16 protein-coding genes are annotated in these 18,011 nt (G+C 65.6%); 8 read left to right on the top strand and 8 right to left on the bottom strand.

The annotated features are described in order from the left end of the window. Window positions 1-95 precede the first annotated feature (95 nt). Window positions 96-2,312 carry a sensor domain-containing diguanylate cyclase gene (locus M9H71_RS19860; RefSeq protein ID WP_455406648.1) on the top strand — a complete coding sequence of 739 codons (2,217 nt, stop codon included), beginning with the start codon at window positions 96-98 and terminating at the stop codon, window positions 2,310-2,312. Between the two features lie 32 nt (window positions 2,313-2,344). Here M9H71_RS19860 and M9H71_RS19855 read toward each other — a convergent pair whose 3' ends face one another. Next, window positions 2,345-2,728 (bottom strand): hypothetical protein, encoded by a 384-nt coding sequence (locus M9H71_RS19855; protein WP_455406647.1) that lies wholly within the window; start codon window positions 2,726-2,728, stop codon window positions 2,345-2,347. 247 nt (window positions 2,729-2,975) lie between these two features. On the opposite strand from M9H71_RS19855, the gene M9H71_RS19850 reads away from it, so the two are divergent. Then, window positions 2,976-3,383: a hypothetical protein gene (locus tag M9H71_RS19850; protein WP_455406646.1), complete on the top strand. Its 408-nt coding sequence runs from the start codon at window positions 2,976-2,978 to the stop codon at window positions 3,381-3,383. On the opposite strand, the gene M9H71_RS19845 is transcribed toward M9H71_RS19850, so the two are convergent. Together M9H71_RS19845 and M9H71_RS19840 are read right to left on the bottom strand one after the other, a co-directional pair. Then, window positions 3,329-3,715 carry a YkgJ family cysteine cluster protein gene (locus M9H71_RS19845; protein WP_455406645.1) on the bottom strand — a complete coding sequence of 129 codons (387 nt, stop codon included), beginning with the start codon at window positions 3,713-3,715 and terminating at the stop codon, window positions 3,329-3,331. The genes M9H71_RS19850 and M9H71_RS19845 overlap by 55 nt on opposite strands. 69 nt (window positions 3,716-3,784) lie before the next feature. Then, window positions 3,785-4,405, bottom strand: coding sequence for a pyridoxamine 5'-phosphate oxidase family protein (locus M9H71_RS19840; protein WP_455406644.1), 621 nt, complete (start codon window positions 4,403-4,405; stop codon window positions 3,785-3,787). A 102-nt stretch (window positions 4,406-4,507) separates the two neighbouring features. Here M9H71_RS19840 and M9H71_RS19835 point away from each other — a divergent pair, with 102 nt between their 5' ends. Genes M9H71_RS19835 through M9H71_RS19825 form a run of 3 tightly spaced genes read left to right on the top strand, consistent with a single transcriptional unit; the run spans window position 4,508 to window position 7,342 of the window. After that, window positions 4,508-5,425, top strand: a complete 918-nt coding sequence (locus M9H71_RS19835; RefSeq protein WP_455406643.1) for a LysR family transcriptional regulator — start codon at window positions 4,508-4,510, stop codon at window positions 5,423-5,425. Beyond that, entirely contained in the window at window positions 5,425-6,075 is a 651-nt protein-coding gene (alkB, locus tag M9H71_RS19830) for a DNA oxidative demethylase AlkB (protein WP_455406642.1), read from the top strand. The genes M9H71_RS19835 and alkB overlap by 1 nt, the downstream gene beginning before the upstream one ends. A gap of 37 nt (window positions 6,076-6,112) precedes the next feature. Further along, window positions 6,113-7,342, top strand: a complete 1,230-nt coding sequence (locus tag M9H71_RS19825) for an MFS transporter (protein WP_455406641.1) — start codon at window positions 6,113-6,115, stop codon at window positions 7,340-7,342. A 150-nt stretch (window positions 7,343-7,492) separates the two neighbouring features. Here the strand turns inward: M9H71_RS19825 and paaK are convergent, their stop codons facing one another. The 3 genes from paaK to paaG are packed head-to-tail and all read right to left on the bottom strand — an operon-like array spanning window position 7,493 to window position 10,079. Continuing rightward, window positions 7,493-8,824, bottom strand: a complete 1,332-nt coding sequence (paaK, locus tag M9H71_RS19820) for a phenylacetate--CoA ligase PaaK (RefSeq protein WP_455406640.1) — start codon at window positions 8,822-8,824, stop codon at window positions 7,493-7,495. A gap of 14 nt (window positions 8,825-8,838) precedes the next feature. Beyond that, complete coding sequence (gene paaI / locus M9H71_RS19815) at window positions 8,839-9,240, bottom strand: hydroxyphenylacetyl-CoA thioesterase PaaI (protein ID WP_455406669.1); 402 nt, start codon at window positions 9,238-9,240, stop codon at window positions 8,839-8,841. Window positions 9,241-9,293: 53 nt separating this feature from the next. Beyond that, window positions 9,294-10,079 carry a 2-(1,2-epoxy-1,2-dihydrophenyl)acetyl-CoA isomerase PaaG gene (paaG, locus tag M9H71_RS19810; protein ID WP_455406639.1) on the bottom strand — a complete coding sequence of 262 codons (786 nt, stop codon included), beginning with the start codon at window positions 10,077-10,079 and terminating at the stop codon, window positions 9,294-9,296. Window positions 10,080-10,231: 152 nt separating this feature from the next. Here paaG and paaZ point away from each other — a divergent pair, with 152 nt between their 5' ends. The 3 genes from paaZ to M9H71_RS19795 all read left to right on the top strand — a co-directional run bounded on the left by paaZ (window position 10,232) and on the right by M9H71_RS19795 (window position 14,389). Continuing rightward, entirely contained in the window at window positions 10,232-12,271 is a 2,040-nt protein-coding gene (gene paaZ / locus M9H71_RS19805; protein ID WP_455406638.1) for a phenylacetic acid degradation bifunctional protein PaaZ, read from the top strand. 57 nt (window positions 12,272-12,328) lie between these two features. Beyond that, window positions 12,329-13,345, top strand: coding sequence for a quinone oxidoreductase family protein (locus M9H71_RS19800; protein ID WP_455406637.1), 1,017 nt, complete (start codon window positions 12,329-12,331; stop codon window positions 13,343-13,345). A gap of 306 nt (window positions 13,346-13,651) precedes the next feature. Beyond that, on the top strand, window positions 13,652-14,389 hold the full coding sequence (locus M9H71_RS19795; protein WP_455406636.1) for a hypothetical protein: 738 nt from the start codon (window positions 13,652-13,654) through the stop codon (window positions 14,387-14,389). Between the two features lie 442 nt (window positions 14,390-14,831). Here the strand turns inward: M9H71_RS19795 and M9H71_RS19790 are convergent, their stop codons facing one another. Together M9H71_RS19790 and M9H71_RS19785 are read right to left on the bottom strand one after the other, a co-directional pair. Further along, window positions 14,832-15,953, bottom strand: a complete 1,122-nt coding sequence (locus M9H71_RS19790; protein ID WP_455406635.1) for a hypothetical protein — start codon at window positions 15,951-15,953, stop codon at window positions 14,832-14,834. A 1,043-nt stretch (window positions 15,954-16,996) separates the two neighbouring features. Next, entirely contained in the window at window positions 16,997-17,959 is a 963-nt protein-coding gene (locus tag M9H71_RS19785; protein WP_455406634.1) for a fatty acid desaturase family protein, read from the bottom strand. Between the last annotated feature and the right edge of the window lie 52 nt (window positions 17,960-18,011).

Below are 18,011 nucleotides of genomic sequence, written 5' to 3'. Positions count from 1 at the left end.
CCGGACGACATGTAATCGATTAATATCGCTGCGATCAGCAGGCGAGGCTGACCGCGCGCGAGGTCGTGGCGGAGGGAGCAGCAAGTCCAAATTCCATGGCCCGTTATCTCGAATCCCAGCTCGACTTCATCTTCTTCTTCTACGGGCTGGCGTTCATGCTGCTCGGCGCGCTGTGCTTGGCATTCGCGCGCCGCCTCGACGACGATCACCGTCCTCTGATCCGGTTGACCGGTCTGTTCGGCTGCGTCCACGGCGCCAGCGAATGGCTGGACATGATTGCGCTGATCGCCGGCGATGCCGGCGAGTTCCTGCTCGCGCGCGCGGTGCTGATGACGGCGTCGTTCGTGCTGCTGGCAGAGGCTGGCCGGCAAGGCTTGCAGTCGCGCGGCTTACCGGTGCCCGGGCCGTGGATCTTCATCCCGATCCTGTTGGTGATTGTTGCGGTGGGCGTGGCGGACGGCATTTGGTCCGCCAAGGCGGTGGCGCGCTATCTGCTCGCCGCACCCGGAGCGATCGCGGTCGGCCTCGCGCTGTTTTCGCTTCGTGCCGATTACCCGGAGTCCGGGCGATGGCTGATGGCTGCGGTCGCAGCCGGATTCATCGGCTATGGTCTGGTGGCCGGGGTGATCGTCGCGCCGGCGCCGTTCTGGCCGGCCGACGTCGTCAATCAAGACAGCTTCCAGCGCCTCACCGGCGTTCCGATTCAGCTCGTGCGTGGGCTGCTCGCCGTGATGCTGGCGGCGCTGGCCTGGGCGGCGTGGGGCCGCCGGGTGATGCAGACGCTCGACTATCCGGGCTACTCGCGGCACCTGAAGCGGCAATTCATCGGCGTGCTGACGAGCTTGCTGACGATTCTGCTGTTGGGCTGGGCGCTGACCAACTATCTCGGCGAAATCCATCGTCAGGACACGGAAACCGAGGTGGCCGGTGACGCCGTGCTGCTGGTCGGCAGCCTGGAACGCGAGATCGCGATCGCCGATGCGTTGGTGAAGGCGTTCGCAAACTCGCCGTCGGCGCAGCCGCTGCTGACCGGAGCGGATCGCAGCAGCCCGGAGGCGATGCGGGCACTGCTCGAACTCGATGCCGGGGCCGTTCATGCGGTGCGCAGCTTCATCGTCAATCGTTCCGGCGATATCGTCGTATCGTCGAACGGTTCCGATAAGAGCTGGCTCGGCCAGCCGAACCTGCGAGCGACCGATTGGTTCGAGCAGGCGATCCGAGGCCGGGCCGTGCGGGAATTTCGCGTCGATCCCCCCGACCGTCTCAGGACGTATCTGACCGCGTATCCGATCCGCAGCGCCGAAGATACCATCGACGGCGTTGCAGTGCTGGAAATCTCGCTCGAGGATCTGGCGGCGGTGATGGTGCGGTTCGATCAGGCGTTCTTCGTGGTCGATGAACGCGGCGTGGTGATCATCACCAACCGGAACGACGAGTACCTGCGGACGCTGTGGCCTCGCCCTGGTCTGCCGCGGCAGTTGCTCACCGAACAGCTCGGTGCGCCGCAACGGCAACTGATGCTGGCGCACGAAGTGTTCGGCGGCGGCTGGATGGAATTCGGCGGGCGGCGCAGCTATGTGCTGCGCGAGCCGATCGCCGAAACCCAGGCGTCACTGGTGATCGCAGTTCCGGTGAAGGGCATTTTCGCCAGCCGTCTGCTCGGCATCTTCATCACGCTGCAGGTCGCGATCGCGGCGCTGTTCTACTTCTTCGGGCTCGATAGCGGCGTGCGCGACCGGCTGCAACGCCAGCTCCATGAGGAACTGCAGCTCCGGTCGCAGGATCTCGCCCGGCAGGCTGCGACAGATGCGCTCACCGGCCTGTTCAATCGCATGACCTTCAACGAGCGGCTCGACAAGGAACTGGCGCGTTCTGAGCGCAGCGGCCAGCCGTTCTCGCTGATCATCTTCGATATCGACTACTTCAAGGAGGTCAACGATATCTACGGGCACCCGATGGGCGATCAGGTGCTGATCCGGTTGTCGCAGACGGTGGCCGCCAGCGTGCGGCGCTCCGATCTGTTGGTGCGCTGGGGCGGCGAGGAATTCGCGTTGCTGCTCGCCGATACCGACGCTCAGGCAGCCTATGAAACCGCCAAGAAGCTCCGGCTTCTCGTCGCCCATACCATCTTTGAACAGGTCGGCACCGTCACCGCGAGTTTCGGCGTAGCCCAGGTGCTTCCAGGCGATAACGCCGAAACTCTCGTCGCGCGCGCCGACAACGCGCTGTATCGCGCCAAGCTCAATGGTCGCAATCGGGTCGAACTCAGCTTGCCGGTCGTCGACACGCTGGAACTGTCGCCGACCTTATGATCACCCGCGATCGGTCGCGCCGACGCCGAAGCTCACGCGCTCAGCCGCGCATCCGGCGCGGTGCTCGCCTCGGCCGGCTCGTCATAACGCGGCGGATGGGGTGCCAACTTGGCGTTAGTTTTCATGAATTGCTGCTGGAACGCCATGCTGTCTTCCAGCAGACGCGCCATCGCGCCGCCGAGCCAGTCCTGATACTCGCGAAAAGCGTCGAGCGGGCTGCTCGCTTCGCCGATCCGCCGGGCCGTCTCCAGCGCGGCGCGGGTTCCAATTCGTCGACGTTCGAACCAGCCGTCGGCGAATTCCTTCATGTTATCGAGGACCGTTTCCTCGCTCTCCCAGAACTTGATTCCCATCGGGGCGTAGGTCTTGGCCGCCGGCTGCATCAGATTGGGGAACAATGTGACCGGATCAGTCATGGGTAATCTCCATCATGCCAGATGAATCAACTCACTGAACCGCGAGCCGCTCGAAGGCGGCGCATCCATAGTTAAACGATTAGATGGCGGCGTCACGACGAAAACGACCATGGTCGCAAAACGTGATCGACGTTTAGTTCCATGCGCTGGGCGCAGGGGCTGGTACTGGTATCAGGTTGTGTAGTTAAGAGCTCATTAACAAAATCGGCCGCATCTTCGCGATCGTCACCTGTTCGGGAGAACGCCGATGTGGTCCAGCCGTGAAGCTTTCGAGAACGACGCTTGCCCGGTCCGTGAGGAACTGCTGGGCCAGATGTATCGCGCCAACGAAAATGGATTGCCGCAGCTCGTCGACAGCGTGTCGGGCGACGTCCGGGCGATGCTGGCGCTGTTCTGCTACCGCCGCGCTCACCTGCAGCCGCTGGCTCTGGCAGTGGCGGCAAGCTGCGACGAGCGCGATCTGATCCAGGCCGGCGGGCGCGCAGGTTCCGTGCTGTACGCCCTGGCGCATGAAAAGCGCCGGCCGGCGATCAGCAGTTACTCGCAGCGCAAGGCGATCACGCTGTCGACCGCACCGCTCGCCAGCTTCGCGCCGCTCGATCAGGAGACCGACTTGGAACTCGGCGAAGGCGAGGGGCCGGACTCGGCCCACTGATCGTCCTCGTCCGGGGCGGTCGGCAGCGGCGGCAGCCGGAACTTGCGCCGTGCCATGGCACATTCCGGATCGCCGGGCTGGCAGTCGCGGCACACTTCGGGACGTAAGGCATAGATCGTGCAGGCGGTCGCTTGCCCGATCGTTCCGCTCAGCGCGGCACATCGATCGGCCTCGCAGCGCATCCCCGATTGCCGCGCATTGACCAGTGCTGCCGGAATCGCGTCGAGCGCGAAATCATCCTCGATCGTGAAGCGCGGCCAGTTCTCTGAATAGCTGCAGCATGCGCCGCAGCTCTGGCACGGATTTGCATCGATCGGGGCGAGGGCGCTCATCGCCCACTCTTATCCCGCGCCGGCCGTAGGGGAAACCGGCGGCCGGCGCCGGACCCACGAACGTGTCGATTATTTTTGCGCCTGGGTGGCGGCTTCGAGCAGCGCCTCGAGTTCGGCGATCCGGATGTCGCGCGTGGTGATCGCTGCTGCGACATCGGCCGCATCGAACTTCTGCGGGATGTGCTGCGGGCAGTTGCTGTCCCACGCCGCAACCTCGAACAGGATCGCCTGTTCGGGGCGTGCCTTGTAGCCCTTCGGCATCAGCCGGGCGACCAGGTCCGAATCGTCCTCGATCACCTTCGCGCGGCCCCAGAGCTTGATGCGCCGGCGGTGCGCATAGTCGATCACGAAAAGATAGGCCTTCGGATTTTCGGATAGATTGCCCTGGGTGATGAACTGCTGATTGCCCTTGAAGTCGGCGAATCCGATCGTGTGGGCGTCGAGCACTTGCAGGAAGCCGGCCGGGCCGCCGCGGTGCTGGATATAGGGTTGTCCGTCGGCGCTCGCGGTGGCGAGCAGCACGCTGGTCTGGGCGTGGAGGAAGGCGGCGAGGTTGTCGTCGATCGTGGTCGCCCAGCCGCCGTTGCGCTCGACGCGGGCATAGGAATCGCGTGATCCCTTGCGGGTCTGGATCGCCTTGACGGCCGGGGTGAAGGCGATGTCGCTGGAAACCTGCAGCGCTTCGGTCATGGGACCCTCCTACTCGATGTCTCCCGGATAAATCGTTCTGTGTGCCGTGCAGAACAATCAGTTGATTTGACACTTCATTGTTGCGCCATTTGAAATAGTGCGATGGATCGTCTCGACACCATGAGCGCCTTCGTCGCCGTCGCCGAGCTGCAGGGTTTTGCGCCCGCAGCGCGCAAGCTCGGGATGTCGCCGTCGGCGGTGACACGGCTCGTTGCCGCGCTGGAGCAGCGTCTCGGCACCCGGCTGCTGCAGCGGACGACGCGCTCGGTCGCGCTCACCGACACCGGCGCGCGCTATCTGGAGCGGGTGCGGCGGATCCTTTCCGATCTCGAAGAAGCCGACGCCTCGGCCGCTGCCGAGCGCGTCACGCCGTCGGGCCGGCTGGTGGCGTCGGCGCCGGTCGGCTTCGGCCGGCGCTATGTCGCGCCGCTGCTGTCGGATTATCTGCGGCGCTATCCGGAGGTGACCGGCGAATTGCGGCTGTCGGACCTGATGATCAGTCTGGTCGAAGACGGCGTCGATTGCGCGGTCCGGATCGGGCATCTGTCGGATTCCAGTCTGGTGGCGCGGCAGCTCGGCGCGATGCGGCGGATCGTGGTGGCGTCGCCGGACTATCTGGCGGCGCGCGGCGTGCCGGCGACGCCGGACGAGATCGCAGCCCATGACGTCGTGCATTTCGGGCAGACCGGCGCGCCGATCGGCTGGCGCTTCATCGTCGACGGCCGCGATGTTCGCGTCCCGTGTGCGCCCCGCCTCGTCAGCAATGTGGCCGATGTCGCGATTCTGGATGCCGAGCGCGGCGGCGGGCTCGCGCGCGTGCTGGCCTATCAGGCCGCCGACGCGATCGCGGCGGGGCGGCTGCAGATCGTGCTCGCCGACTACGAGGTGCCGCCGCTGCCGATCGCGATCGTGTATCCGACCGCGCGGCTGCTCTCCGCCAAGGTGCGCGCCTTCATTGATCTGGCGGTGGAGACGGCGGACTGGCAGTTCGGCGGCAATGTGAAGGGGAGCAGCGCGTGATGGCGGATTTGTTCGACAGCCTCGACGCGCCGCTGCCGGGCCGTGAGGACATCGCGCCCGGCGCCGCGCTGCTGCGCGGCTTTGCCCGCGAGAACGAGCATGACGTGCTCGCCGCGATCGACGCCGTCGTCGCGCGCGCGCCGTTCCGCCACATGATGACGCCGGGCGGCCATACCATGAGCGTGGCGATGACGAGTTGCGGCACCGCCGGCTGGGTCACCGACCGCCGCGGCTATCGCTATTCGTCGAGCGATCCGGACAGCGCTGCGCTGTGGCCGGAAATGCCCGCGGTGCTGCGCGATCTGGCGCAGCGCGCCGCCGCCGAGGCCGGCTTTACCGGCTTCGATCCCGACGCCTGTCTGATCAACCGCTATGTCCCCGGTGCCAAGATGGCGCTGCATCAGGACAAGGATGAAGTCGATTTCTCGGCGCCGATCGTGTCGGTGTCGCTGGGGCTACCGGCGACGTTTCAGTTCGGCGGCATGGCGCGTAGCGACAAGCCGCGGCGCTACGAGCTCCGCCATGGCGATGTGTTCGTCTGGGGCGGGCCGTCGCGGTTGGTGTATCATGGCGTGCTGACGCTGAAGGACGGCGAGCATCCGCTGCTCGGCCGGCAACGGATCAATCTCACCTTCCGTAAGGCGCTGTAGCGCCGCGCGGCGCGCAGGCACGACCCAAAGGGGGCTCATGACCGAAGCGGCGAACGACGACGTCGAAGCGAAGCCGGCGAGCGCGGTCACCCGCGCGGGCGTCTATGTGGCGCTGCTGCAATTGCTGTTCACGCTGCTGTGGACCACCTACGTGATCTATCTGCCGAAGCTCGCCTCCGAGGTCGGGATCGCGCCCGTCGCGGTGATCCTGATCTTGATGCTCGACCAGGCGATCTTCACCATCACCGACACCGTGATGGGGATCGCCGCCGACCGGGTGTCGGCACTGGTCGGCCGGCTCGGCATCTTCGTTGCGATCGTCGCCGCGCTGTCCTGCGCCGCCTTCGTCGCCATGCCGCTGGTGGCCGGGCAGGGGTCCGGCGCGCAAGTAGGGCTGATCGCGCTGATCGTGGTGTGGGCCGCGAGCTCCTCGGTGCTGCGTGCGCCGCCGCTGACGCTGTTTGGGAAATACGGCGCGCGGCCGTCGCTGCCGTTCCTCTCGGCGTTGACCATGCTCGGCTACGGCCTCGCCGGCGCGGTGTCGCCCTATCTCGGCGTGGTGTTGAGGGAGATCGATCCGCTGGTCCCGTTCGCGATCTCAAGCGCCGTTCTGATGATCACCACGCTGGTGCTGATCAAGGTCGAACGCAGCCTCGCCGGGCAGCGCGCGCCCGCGCCGCCGCGCCCGGCGGTCAAACCGCTCGGCAAGGTACCGGCGCTGTTCGTCGCCGGGATGCTGATCCTTGCGCTCGGCTATCAGCTTCATTTCAGTATCAACAGCGCCAACCTGTTTGCGCGCTTCGCAGAGCCTGACGATCTGCAATGGCTGATGCCGGTGTTCTGGATCGGCTTCAATCTGGCGCTGTTTCCGGCCAGCCTCGTGGTTAAGCATCGCGGCGGACTGATCGTGATGGGGGTCGCCGGCCTGATCGGCGCGATAGCTGTCGGCATCGCCGAACTGTCCGGGTCGCTCACCGTCCTGATCGCCGCGCAATTCGTCGCCGGCGCGGCGTGGGGCTGTATGCTGATGAGCGCGGTATCGGCGGCGCTGGCGATCGGCCGCACCGGCGCCGAGGGAAAGCTGGCCGGGCTGGTATTCTCGGCACTGGCGCTGGCGACCTTCGCACGGATGGCGGCAGTGGCTGGCGGGATGCAGAAGCTGCCGGACTACGCGCCGCTGCTACAATGGGCGCCGGTCGCGTGCTGGTCGGTCGCCGGCGCTGGCCTCGTGCTGCTCGCCGCCTCGCGGCTGCGCGGCGCGGATTAGCTTAGAGAGAGGCTTGTCATTCCGGGGCGTGCAGCGAAGCTGCACGAACCCGGAATCAGCAACGGGCAGAGCGGGGCAAAACCTTCTTTCCGAACGCCGGGATTCCGGGTTCGCTCGCTACGCGCGAGCGCCCCGGAATGACGTTGTGAGCTAACCCTTCGGCCGCTTGTCGAACACCCGCCTGGCTTTGCCGAGCGAGCGTTCCAGCGTGTCGGGCGGCACGACTTTGATCGTGGTGGAGATGCCGATGGTGTTCTTGATGTAAGTGGCCACGCGTTCGGCGTGCGGGACGAGGCCGGCGCCGTCCCAGCTCTCGGCGCGCGCCTCGGCCAGCACCGTCATCTCGTCCATCCGGCCCTCGCGGGTCAGCTCGATGATGAAGTGGCCGCCGCACCAGTCGGTGCCGAGCAGCACTTCCTCGATCTGGGTCGGAAACACGTTGACGCCGCGCAGGATGATCATGTCGTCGGAGCGGCCGGTGATCTTCTCCATCCGCCGCATGCCGGGGCGCGCGGTGCCGGGCAGGAGGCGCGTCAGGTCGCGGGTGCGATAGCGGACGACGGGGAAGGCTTCCTTGGTCAGCGAGGTGAACACCAATTCGCCCTTCTCGCCATCGGGCAGCACCTCGCCGGTCTCCGGATCGATCACCTCGGGGTAGAAGTGATCCTCCCAGATGTGCAGGCCGTCTTTGGTCTCGACGCATTCCTGCGCGACGCCGGGGCCGATCACTTCCGAAAGGCCGTAGATGTCGGTCGCGTCCATGTCGAACGCCTGCTCGATCTCGGCGCGCATCGCATTGGTCCAGGGCTCGGCGCCGAACACGCCGTATTTCAACGACGAGGCCCGCGGGTCGAGACCCTGGCGTTTGAACTCGTCGAGGATCGCCAGCATGTAGCTCGGCGTCACGGTGATGATATCGGGCCGGAAATCGTTGATGAGCTGCACCTGCCGCTCGGTCATGCCGCCGGAGACGGGCACCACGGTGCAGCCGAGCTTCTCGCCGCCGTAATGAGCGCCGAGCCCGCCGGTGAACAGGCCGTAGCCGTAGGAGTTGTGGATGATCATGCCGCGCCGCGCGCCGGCGGCGCGCAGCGAGCGTGCCATCACGGTCGCCCAGGTGTCGATGTCGTTCGCCGTGTAGCCGACCACGATCGGCTTGCCGGTGGTGCCGGACGAGGCGTGGACCCGCACCAGGTTTTCGCGCGGCACCGCGAACATCTTGAACGGGTAGTTGTCGCGCAGGTCGGTCTTCACCGTGAACGGAAACTTCGACAGATCGGAGAGCTGGCGGAAGTCCGATGGATGCACGCCCTTGGCGTCGAACGCGGCCTTGTAGTGCGCGACGTTGTCGTAGGCGTGCTTGAGCGACCACGCCAGCCGCTTGGTCTGCAGCGCCGTGATCTCGTCGCGCGAGGCGCGCTCGGCGTCGTCGAGTTCGGGATTGTAAGTGCCGGGCTTGATCTGGTGCACCGTCGCGGCCATTGCCGTCTCCTCCCTCAACGTTGGTTTGGTTGGTGTTGCGGCACCAGCGCGCCGCCGATCGAGCGCGAATGACCGCGGAATTCGGCGATCACCACCGATCCCGAGGTGACGCGGACGTCGTAGATGCCGCTGCGGCCGGAGCGTGAGACTTCGCGCGCGCTCGCTACCAGCCGCGCGCCGAGCTTACCGGGGCGGATGAAGCTGATCGCGCCCTGCGCCGCGACGGTCGAGTCGTTGTAGGAGTTGCAGGCATAGGCGAAGGCGCTGTCGGCGAGGGTGAAGATGAAGCCGCCATGGGCGATGCCGTGGCCGTTGACCATCTCGGTGGTCACCGTCATCGCCAGCGTGGCGAAGCCGGCGCCGATCTCGACGATCTCCATGCCGAGCCCCTTGCTGGCGTGATCGTTCGCCCACATCGCATCGGCGCAGGCCCGCGCCAGCGCGTCGGGCGACAGCTCGTCCTGCACGGTCACGATGCTCTCCCGGTGAAGTTCGGCGCGCGCTTGGCGATGAAGGCGTCGACGCCTTCGGCGTAGTCCGGCGTGCGCCCGGCCTTCCGTTGCAGATCGCGTTCGAGGTCGAGCTGGGCGTCGAGCGTATTGGTCGCCGCCGCCGCGAGCGCCTGCTTGATCAACGCCAGCCCCTGCGTCGGCTGGGTGGCGAGATGCGCGGTCAGCTTCTCGGCTTCGCCGCGGAGCTGATCGTCGTCGACCGCGCGCCAGATCAGGCCCCAGTCCGCCGCGGTCTCGGCGCCGATCGGTTCGGCCAGCATCGCCAGCGCTTTGGCGCGGGCATCGCCGATCAGCCGCGGCAGCAGCCAAGTGCCGCCGGAATCCGGCACGAGGCCAATTTTCGCGAACGACTGGACGAACTTGGCCGAGCGCGCCGCCAGCACGATGTCGCAAGCCAGCGCGATATTGGCACCGGCGCCGGCCGCGGTGCCGTTGACCGCGCACACCACCGGCTTGTCCAGCGCACGGATGCGCCGCACCAGCGGATTGTAGAACTCGTCGATGGTGACGCCGAGATCGGGCGCAGCGCCGTCCGTCACCGCGACGTCGGCAAGATCCTGTCCGGCGCAAAAGCCGCGTCCCGCGCCGGTCAGCAGCACCGCGCGGCAGGCCGGATCGCGCGCCGCGTCGAGCGCTGCGGCGAGCGCACGGTGCATCGCCGCGTTGAACGAATTCAGCCGGTCCGGCCGGTTCAGCGTGATCACGCGCCACGCCCCCCGATCGTCGATCAGGACCTCGTCCACGTTTCTCTCCCTCACCGTATCGGGGCTTTTCAAAAGCCTCTTGAATTGAACGATCGGTCAGTCAATTATTAGCCCAAGCCAACATCGTGTCAACGGCCGGCGTGGACGTCAAACCGCGCCGCGAACCGTGGGCCGCCATCGGGAGGGACTCCATGACCGTCACCTTGCAAAGCCTCGTCTGCGACCGCTGGGTGACGCCGGAGAGCGGCCTGGTCGAGATCCCAAGCGCGATCGATGGCCGAGTGGTGGCGCGCGCCGCCAGCGCCGGGCTGGATGTCAAGGCGATGGTCGAACACGCTCGCGAAGTCGGCGGGCCGAACCTGCGCAAGCTGTCGTTTCACCAGCGCGCCGACATGTTGAAAGCGCTCGGCGCGTACCTGACGGAGCGCAAGGAGACGCTGTATGCGCTCGCGGCCGACACCGGCGCCAATCGCCGCGACAACGCGATCGATATCGACGGCGGCCTTGTCACGCTGGCGGCGTTCGCCTCGCGTGGCCGCCGCGAACTGCCGGATACGCCGTTCATCACCGAGGGCGAAGTCGAGTCCTTATCGAAGCGTGGCAGCTTCGTCGGCCAGCACATCCTCGTCCCGCGCCGCGGCGTCGCGGTGCACATCAACGCCTTCAACTTCCCGTGCTGGGGCCTCTTGGAAAAGCTGGCTCCGGCGCTGCTCGCCGGCGTGCCGGTGATTGCCAAGCCGGCGACCGCGACCGCTTACCTCGCCGAGGCGCTGGTCAAGCTGATCGACGAATCCAAGCTGCTGCCGCAAGGCGCGCTGCAACTGATCTGCGGCGGCACCGGCGATCTGTTCGATCACCTGAGCGGTCAGGACGTGATCGCTTTCACCGGTTCGCTCGAAACTTCCGAGAAGCTGCAGGCGCATCCGAACGTCGCCCGCCATGCGATCCGCTTCATCGCCGAACGCGACTCGCTCAACGCCGCGATCCTCGGGCCGGACGTCATGCCGGACGCGCCGGAGTTCGATCTGCTGGTCCGCGAGATCGTGCGCGAGATGACCGCGAAGGCCGGGCAGAAATGCACCGCGATCCGCCGCGTGCTGGTGCCGCGCGCGATCGAGGCCGCGGTGATCGAGGCGCTGAAAGCCAAGCTCGCCGAGGTCAAGCTTGGCGATCCGCGCCGTGACGACAAGGCGATGGGCCCCTTGGTCAGCCGCAGCCAGCGCGAGGCCGTGCGGGCGGCAATCGCGACGCTGCAGAGCGAAGCCGACATCGTGTTCGGCGACCCGAACGTCTGCGAAGCTGAGGGCATCGACACCCAGGCGGGCGCCTATCTATCGCCGGTGCTGCTATGCGCCCGCGAGCCGATGCAGGCCAAGCATGTTCACGCCACCGAGGCGTTCGGCCCGGTCGCCACCGTGCTGGCCTATGACGATGTCGATCAGGCGATCGAGCTGGTGGCGCGCGGCGAGGGTAGTTTGGTGGCGTCGCTGTTCACCTATGACGACGCCGTTGCCGAGCGGATGATCCTCGGGCTGGCGCCGTTCCACGGCCGGCTGTTGATCGTCGATCGCGACGATGCGGCGGAATCCACCGGCCACGGCTCGCCGCTGCCTGCGCTGCTGCATGGCGGTCCGGGCCGGGCCGGTGGCGGCGAAGAACTCGGCGGCCTGCGCAGCGTGTATCACTACATGCAGCGCACCGCGATCCAGGCGTCGCCGCGGCGGCTCGCGGCACTCACCGGCACTTGGAGCCGCGGCGCGCCGGCGCCGGCGGCCGAGGTGCATCCGTTCAAGCTGAACTACAACCAGCTCGAAATCGGCCAGAGCATCGAGACCGCGAGCCGGCCGATCACGCTTCAAGATATCGAGCACTTCGCACATTTCACCGGCGATACGTTCTACGCCCACATGGACGAAGCCGCCGCGAAGGCGAACCCGTTCTTCCCCGGCCGCGTCGCGCACGGCTATCTGATCCTGGCGTTCGCCGCCGGGCTGTTCGTCGATCCGGCGCCGGGCCCGCTGCTCGCCAATTACGGCCTCGATAATCTGCGCTTCCTGAAACCCGTCTCGCCCGACGACAGCATCAAGGTGAAGCTGACGGTGAAGCAGAAATCGCCGGCGCGGCGGCCGGAATATGGCGAGGTGCGCTGGGATGTCGAGGTCGTCAACCAGAACGGCGAGCCGGTCGCACGCTACGATCTGCTGACGATGAGCGCGCGGCCCGCCGCATAGCCCGCCACGGCGGAATCTGGCACAACGCGGCCTCCGTTCCAGCCGAGGTTTGCCGCCATGACCGAGACTTCCGTTGCCGATGCGACGTCGATCGACGCGCGCTGCGTTCGCATCAACACCAAAGCTGCCGACGTGGCGGCGATCGTGCCGGCGATCGAGACGCAGCGGCTGGCACGGCGCGCGGCTTCCGAGGTGCTGATCGAGGTGAAGGCGGCGGCGGTCAATCCGTCCGACGTCAAGGCCGCGAGCGGGCTGATGCCGTACGCGGTGTTTCCGCGCACGCCGGGGCGCGATTTCGCCGGCCGCGTCATCGATGGTCCGGCCGAATGGATCGGCCGCGAGGTGTTCGGCTCGTCCGGCGATCTCGGCATCCGCCGCGACGGCACGCACGCCAGCCATTTGGTGGTCGAGGCCGACGCGCTGGTCAAGAAGCCGGCGAGCGTGTCGTGGGAGGAGGCGGCCGGGATCGGCGTGCCGTTCGTCACCGCGACCGAAGGCCTGCGCCGCGCCGCACTTGCTGCCGGCGAGACGCTGGTGATCATGGGCATCAACGGCAAGGTCGGGCAGGCGGCGGCGCAGATCGCCACCTGGCGCGGCGCCAAGTTGATCGGTGTGGTGCGCAAGGCGGAAGCCTATGCGGGCCATGCCACCGCGCCGGTGGAGATCATCTACTCGTCGTCCGCCGACGTCGCCGCCAAGGTGCGTGAACTCACCGGCGGCAAGGGCGCCGACGTGGTGTTCAACACCGTCGGCGATCCGTATTTCAAGGCGGCGAACCAGTGCCTGGCGCTGCGCGGCCGGCAGATCCTGATCGCTGCGGTTCACCGGATCGTCGAGTTTGACATCCTCGCGTTCTATCGCGGCCAGCACACTTACGTCGGCATCGACACGCTGGCATTCTCCTCGATCGGCACCGGCGAGGTGCTGCGCTCGCTCGGCGATGGCTTCGCCGGCGGGCATCTGAAGCCGTTCCCGATTCAGGCCAGTGCGATCTACCCGTTGGAGCAGGCCGAAGCGGCCTACCGCGCCGTCGCCAATTCGTCCCGCGACCGCGTGATCCTCAGGCCCGAGTAGTTCTCTCAACTGTCATTGCGAAAGACGCTCTGACATCATCGCCTCGGACTTGCGCGGTGGCGAGGGAGTGCGGGTGCGCGCGGACCTGTCATCGGGCCGGCCCCGGTGACACGTCCGCGAATAACGGTGAAGATGTCGTATCAAGCCGAATCCGCCAGAGAGATTGAAGGTCCGAGACATCACCACGCGCCCTCAAGGCTGTCCGCTTATTATACCGGCTTCAGAACAGGAACTTCGCAGGTCCGGGGATAGTTGAGGTTTCGCAGGAGAGGTACGAGGTTCGATCATCATCGGAGGGCTCTGTCCATGCTGGACAAGGTGAGCGGCGCCGATCTCGCGTTGCTGAGTACCCAGGCACTCAAGACCCGGCTGCTGCAACTGGTCGAAGGCCAGGATGACAAGCGGCTGAGCGAAAAGCTCGCACTGCTGGACGGTCCACTCGCGCCCTATGTCGACGAACTGACGCGGCGCAATCCGTATCCGCGCGCCGAGGATCAGGTCGCGGCGGTGATCGGGGTGTGGACGCCGGTGTGGTCGACCATCCCGTTTCACCATGCGCTGCCGGGCCGGATTCCCGCGCAGTCCTACCAGATCTTCCGTGATCGGGGCTTCTACGCCAACGTCGCGCACCATGCGCCGGGGCACCAGAACGCGCTGCTGCACCGGCTGACGCCGCTCGGCCTCGCCTGCAATCTGATGCTGGTGCAGCGGTTCGAGGTCACAGGCGGGCGGTGGCTGATCGAGAATATCGGCATCGAGCTGGCGCGCGGCCGGCGCGACAAGGGCCTCAGCATCGACGACGCAGAAGCCTGGTTCGATGCCGTGCTGGCACAGACAATCGATCGCTCCGACACCGCGAACGCCACCCTGGGCGCCCCCGACCTCAGCGGCCTCGACGCGGCATCAGCGAAGCGGCTGGCGAAGTCGTTCCAGGCCAAGCCGATGATGGAGAACATCTACCTCGACGACGATCTGCGCCTGATGCGAAGCCAGCGCGACCCCGCACAGCGGCCGTCCTACACCATCGGCGTCCGCCTGCGTTGAAGCGCCGACGGCCGCCGAGGCCGCCTCGCCGCGTGACCAAGAGATGGTCCTTCCGAACCTGCAGCTACGCCATGTCATCAGTCACGACTTAGTTGTCGCTCCGGGCGCGAGCTCCAGCTCGCGAACCCGGAGCCCCGAGCTGCTACGCCGCCGTCGCTGATCTTCCGACCTGGATTTTCCACCGCCCACTGCTGGGCTCGATCGGGCGCCCAGCATTTCAGAGCCTCCGCCGCCGTGGGTGAGGATAGCAACGCGCGCGCGCGAATACGACCGCTCGCCTTCGGTCTCCCGAACTTAAGTCAGAGATCCGGTGTAGCAGTTGTGCAGCTCCGCGCTCGCCGGTAGTCGGGCGGGAGCCGACATAGACCAGTAAGGATCACTGCTGAGGTGGGTGGAAGTGGCCCGTTCGCGACATCATGAAATCGGAATCGTATGCGCAGCGTTAATTCCGTGATCGCCGCGCCCTCAATATCGCTCGCTCGACTATCTTCTGACCTTCGTAGTAATCCATGTCGTCCACGATGTATTTGCCGAAAGCCTTCGCATCGCTTGTCGGTGGCATTGGGGCCGTCCGACTTATCTGTAACACGGAAGTAAGTGCGAATCGGTAAAGCGGCGGGGCTAAATGGAAGAGCAAAGACTGCGAATTCTTAGGTCGCAAAATTGCGTGTGATACCTCGTTGCCGTGCAAGAACGCGTTGCGCGCTTCATAAAGTGGGCCATATACGAATTGTGGCAGATTGCCTCTGGTGTATTTCCTTAATCGTGGCGTCCGTGCCTTGTAGAGTTTCTTGCTAAGGGTCGTGTCCTGGTAATTGATGTTCTCGAAGAGTTCATAGATCGTCGTGACGTCAATTTTTTGTCCTGGTCCTGGATGTGCCAGTATCTCGAATGCGCTTACCCACAATGCAACGATCCGACCGATGTCGTACATCGTCGTATCAACCACACCCGGCGTCAGACAAGAGACTGTTGCCATGTTCAAGGAACGTAAGAGAGCGATGTCAGTGTGGCTCGGCTTTGGCTTGAAGTAGCGGTGTTCCCAACGCTGCAAAAACACCTTGAACAACGTTTCGTCGATATCATGCTGCCGAAGGTCGTGTGCGGAAATATCCGGTGACGATTGCCCTCTGAACTCGCTTGCCATATGCAGGCCCATGCCGCTGATCGTGCTCGTCAGAAGGTGTCGGTAGTTTTTGTCGAGCATCCACGGATAGAGGTAAAACGTGTTCGAATACAGAATGCGCGGTATCTGACCTCGGCGCACTATCATCTGTGCGCGCTGATAGGGGATTACGGAAAGAGCCACTAGATCGCGAAAGCTTGCCAACGGCTCTAGCTTCAGAGGCTTGGACTTTGACTTCTTGACGATGAGGACAGACGGCTCGACGGCTATGCCGAACGCGTCTTTGAAGCTCGCGATGAAAGAGCGAAAGGTCGAATGCTGGTTCGCGAGCTCAATAATGCGCGGGTCTCTTATCGACGCGATGGCCGCCCGGCCGCCGTTTACCGCATCGCGGACACGCAGGTTCGGCATCACCCATATTGGTGCCCACTCCACCATCGCTGTCGCTCTCAAAAAATGATACCCACGGGAATTAATATTGTACGCAGGTGTGGCCGAAGCTCACTGTCGCTGCAAGTCTAGAGTTTTTGTGCGGGTGTCTGTGTCCGTCGGCCGGCGTCGCTATCTTGTGCGGATTCGCTCTTGCGCTTGCGAAAGTCGCTTATTGGCCCATCGCGAAATCTGTCACCGCACCGCGACCCCAGCCGCTTTGGGCACAAGGCGGACATGGCCTGACCCGCTGGGGCATGCGACGCGGCTCTCGCCTTCGTTCCTCATTCGCACGGATGTCTGGTGACAATATTCCGATAGGGACTATAGTCCGCGTCGTCCTGTCCGTGAGGGGCGCTTCTCGAGGGCGCTTGGAAGCGGGGCAGGTCGTCGACCGCAAGACCGGCCGGTGAGTCCGGTGGGAGCTGAACAATCAGCGACCGCTGGATGACGCGGCGTCCTGCGCGTTGCGGTTCGCACCCGCAGCGTCCGGGAGGCAGAAGGTCAGCGAAAACAAGTTTACGCAGTTTTCGCAAAGCAAACTGCTATGCCGCCGCTACTACGAGCGGCTGCCCTGTGCGTGGCTGGACGGGCGCAGACCGAGGCGGGGAGAGCCGGACAACTCGCTGTGCTCCCGGAAGAACGGTCCCGACGCCAAAACTCGCCGCTGGTGGGCGCGCCGTGACGGCGTTTTCGCGATGGATCGCAAGCCATCGCGACCAACCACCAAGTTTGCGCGGCGCGGCGCGCACAACTCGGACGCCGTTGGCGCCGCGAGACCGCGGAGGCATGGCAGTTTGGAATTGGAATCGATGGTGGCGGCAGGGCAGAGCAGGAGGGCAGGGCAGAGCGGAGCGCTCGCTCCAAGCACAACCGTCATCGTCCGGCTTGTCCGGACGACCCAGTATCCCAGAGCGCTCGTTGCTCCATGCGGAACTTGCGCCACAGGCGCTCGGGAATACTGGGTCCCCCGCATGCGCGGAGGACGACGACGGAAAATGGGATGACGACGAAGAGGCGTCCGGCGCTGATCCGAGGAGCAGCCACGCCAGCTACTCCGCTGTCACCGCGCGCGGCCGCGTCGTCGCCAGTGTCAGCACGTCGCGATAGGACGGCGCCACGGTGACGCGGTCGATCAGGCCCTTCTGCTGTAGCAGCCGGTGCGCCTCAGGCAGATTGTAGCAGGGCAGGTACATGAACAGGTGATGCTCGGCGTGGTAGTTGACCCAATATGGCGCGATCAGCGCGCGTTCGATCGGGTTCGCCAGCGTGGTGCGGGCCTGGCTGAACGGATCGGCGCTGGTGGAGGTGCAGGCGTGTTCGGCGATATTGCGCACCCGCGTCACCAGCGGCAGCCAGGTCGCCATCGCCACCAGCCAGACGCCGACGAACCAGATGCCGGCGCCGGCCAGCCAGAACAGCGCCAGCAGCACGGCATTGGCTGCAAGGAAGCGCTGGGTGCGCGCCTTGCCGCTGGCGACGAAGCTGTCGTGCTTCGGCGCGCCGCTGTCCGCCGGGGCGAACAGCGCCCTCAGCGCCGGCAGCCGCTGCTTGACGAAGGTCTGTCCGGTGAGATCGCGGATCGCCTTGCGGGCGAAGCTGTCCTTGCTGATCGGGAACGGCGCCGACAGCACCAGGTCGGGGTCCTCCGGCTGCTGGGTGTATTTGTGATGCTGCAGATGATAGCGCCGATACGCCGGCAGATCGGCGCCGACCGGCACCGCGCACAGCCATTGCCCGATCCACTCGTTGAGCTTCGGATTGCGGTGCAGCCCGCCATGCGCCGCCTCGTGCATCAGGATGGCGAGGCCGAGCTGCCGCGTGCCGACGATCATCACCGCGATCAGCCAGGTCAACGGGTTCGGCCAGATCGTCACCAGCGCGACGACGAGGGCGATCGTGCCCCAGGCATGCGCCACCAGCCACAGGCCGCGCGCCGAGCTGCGATGCGTCAGCCGCGCCCATTCGTCGGGCGTGAAAATGGTCTTCGGATCGATCCGCGCCACTGCCGGCATCGCCGCCTCCCTGATTTGTTTTTCGGCAGTGTCGGGGAAGCGGCCGGCAGCG

Source organism: Rhodopseudomonas parapalustris, assembly GCF_053772255.1.
The sequence above is the reverse complement of the archived record's forward strand: the minus strand, read 5'-3'. Positions and strand labels throughout refer to the sequence as shown.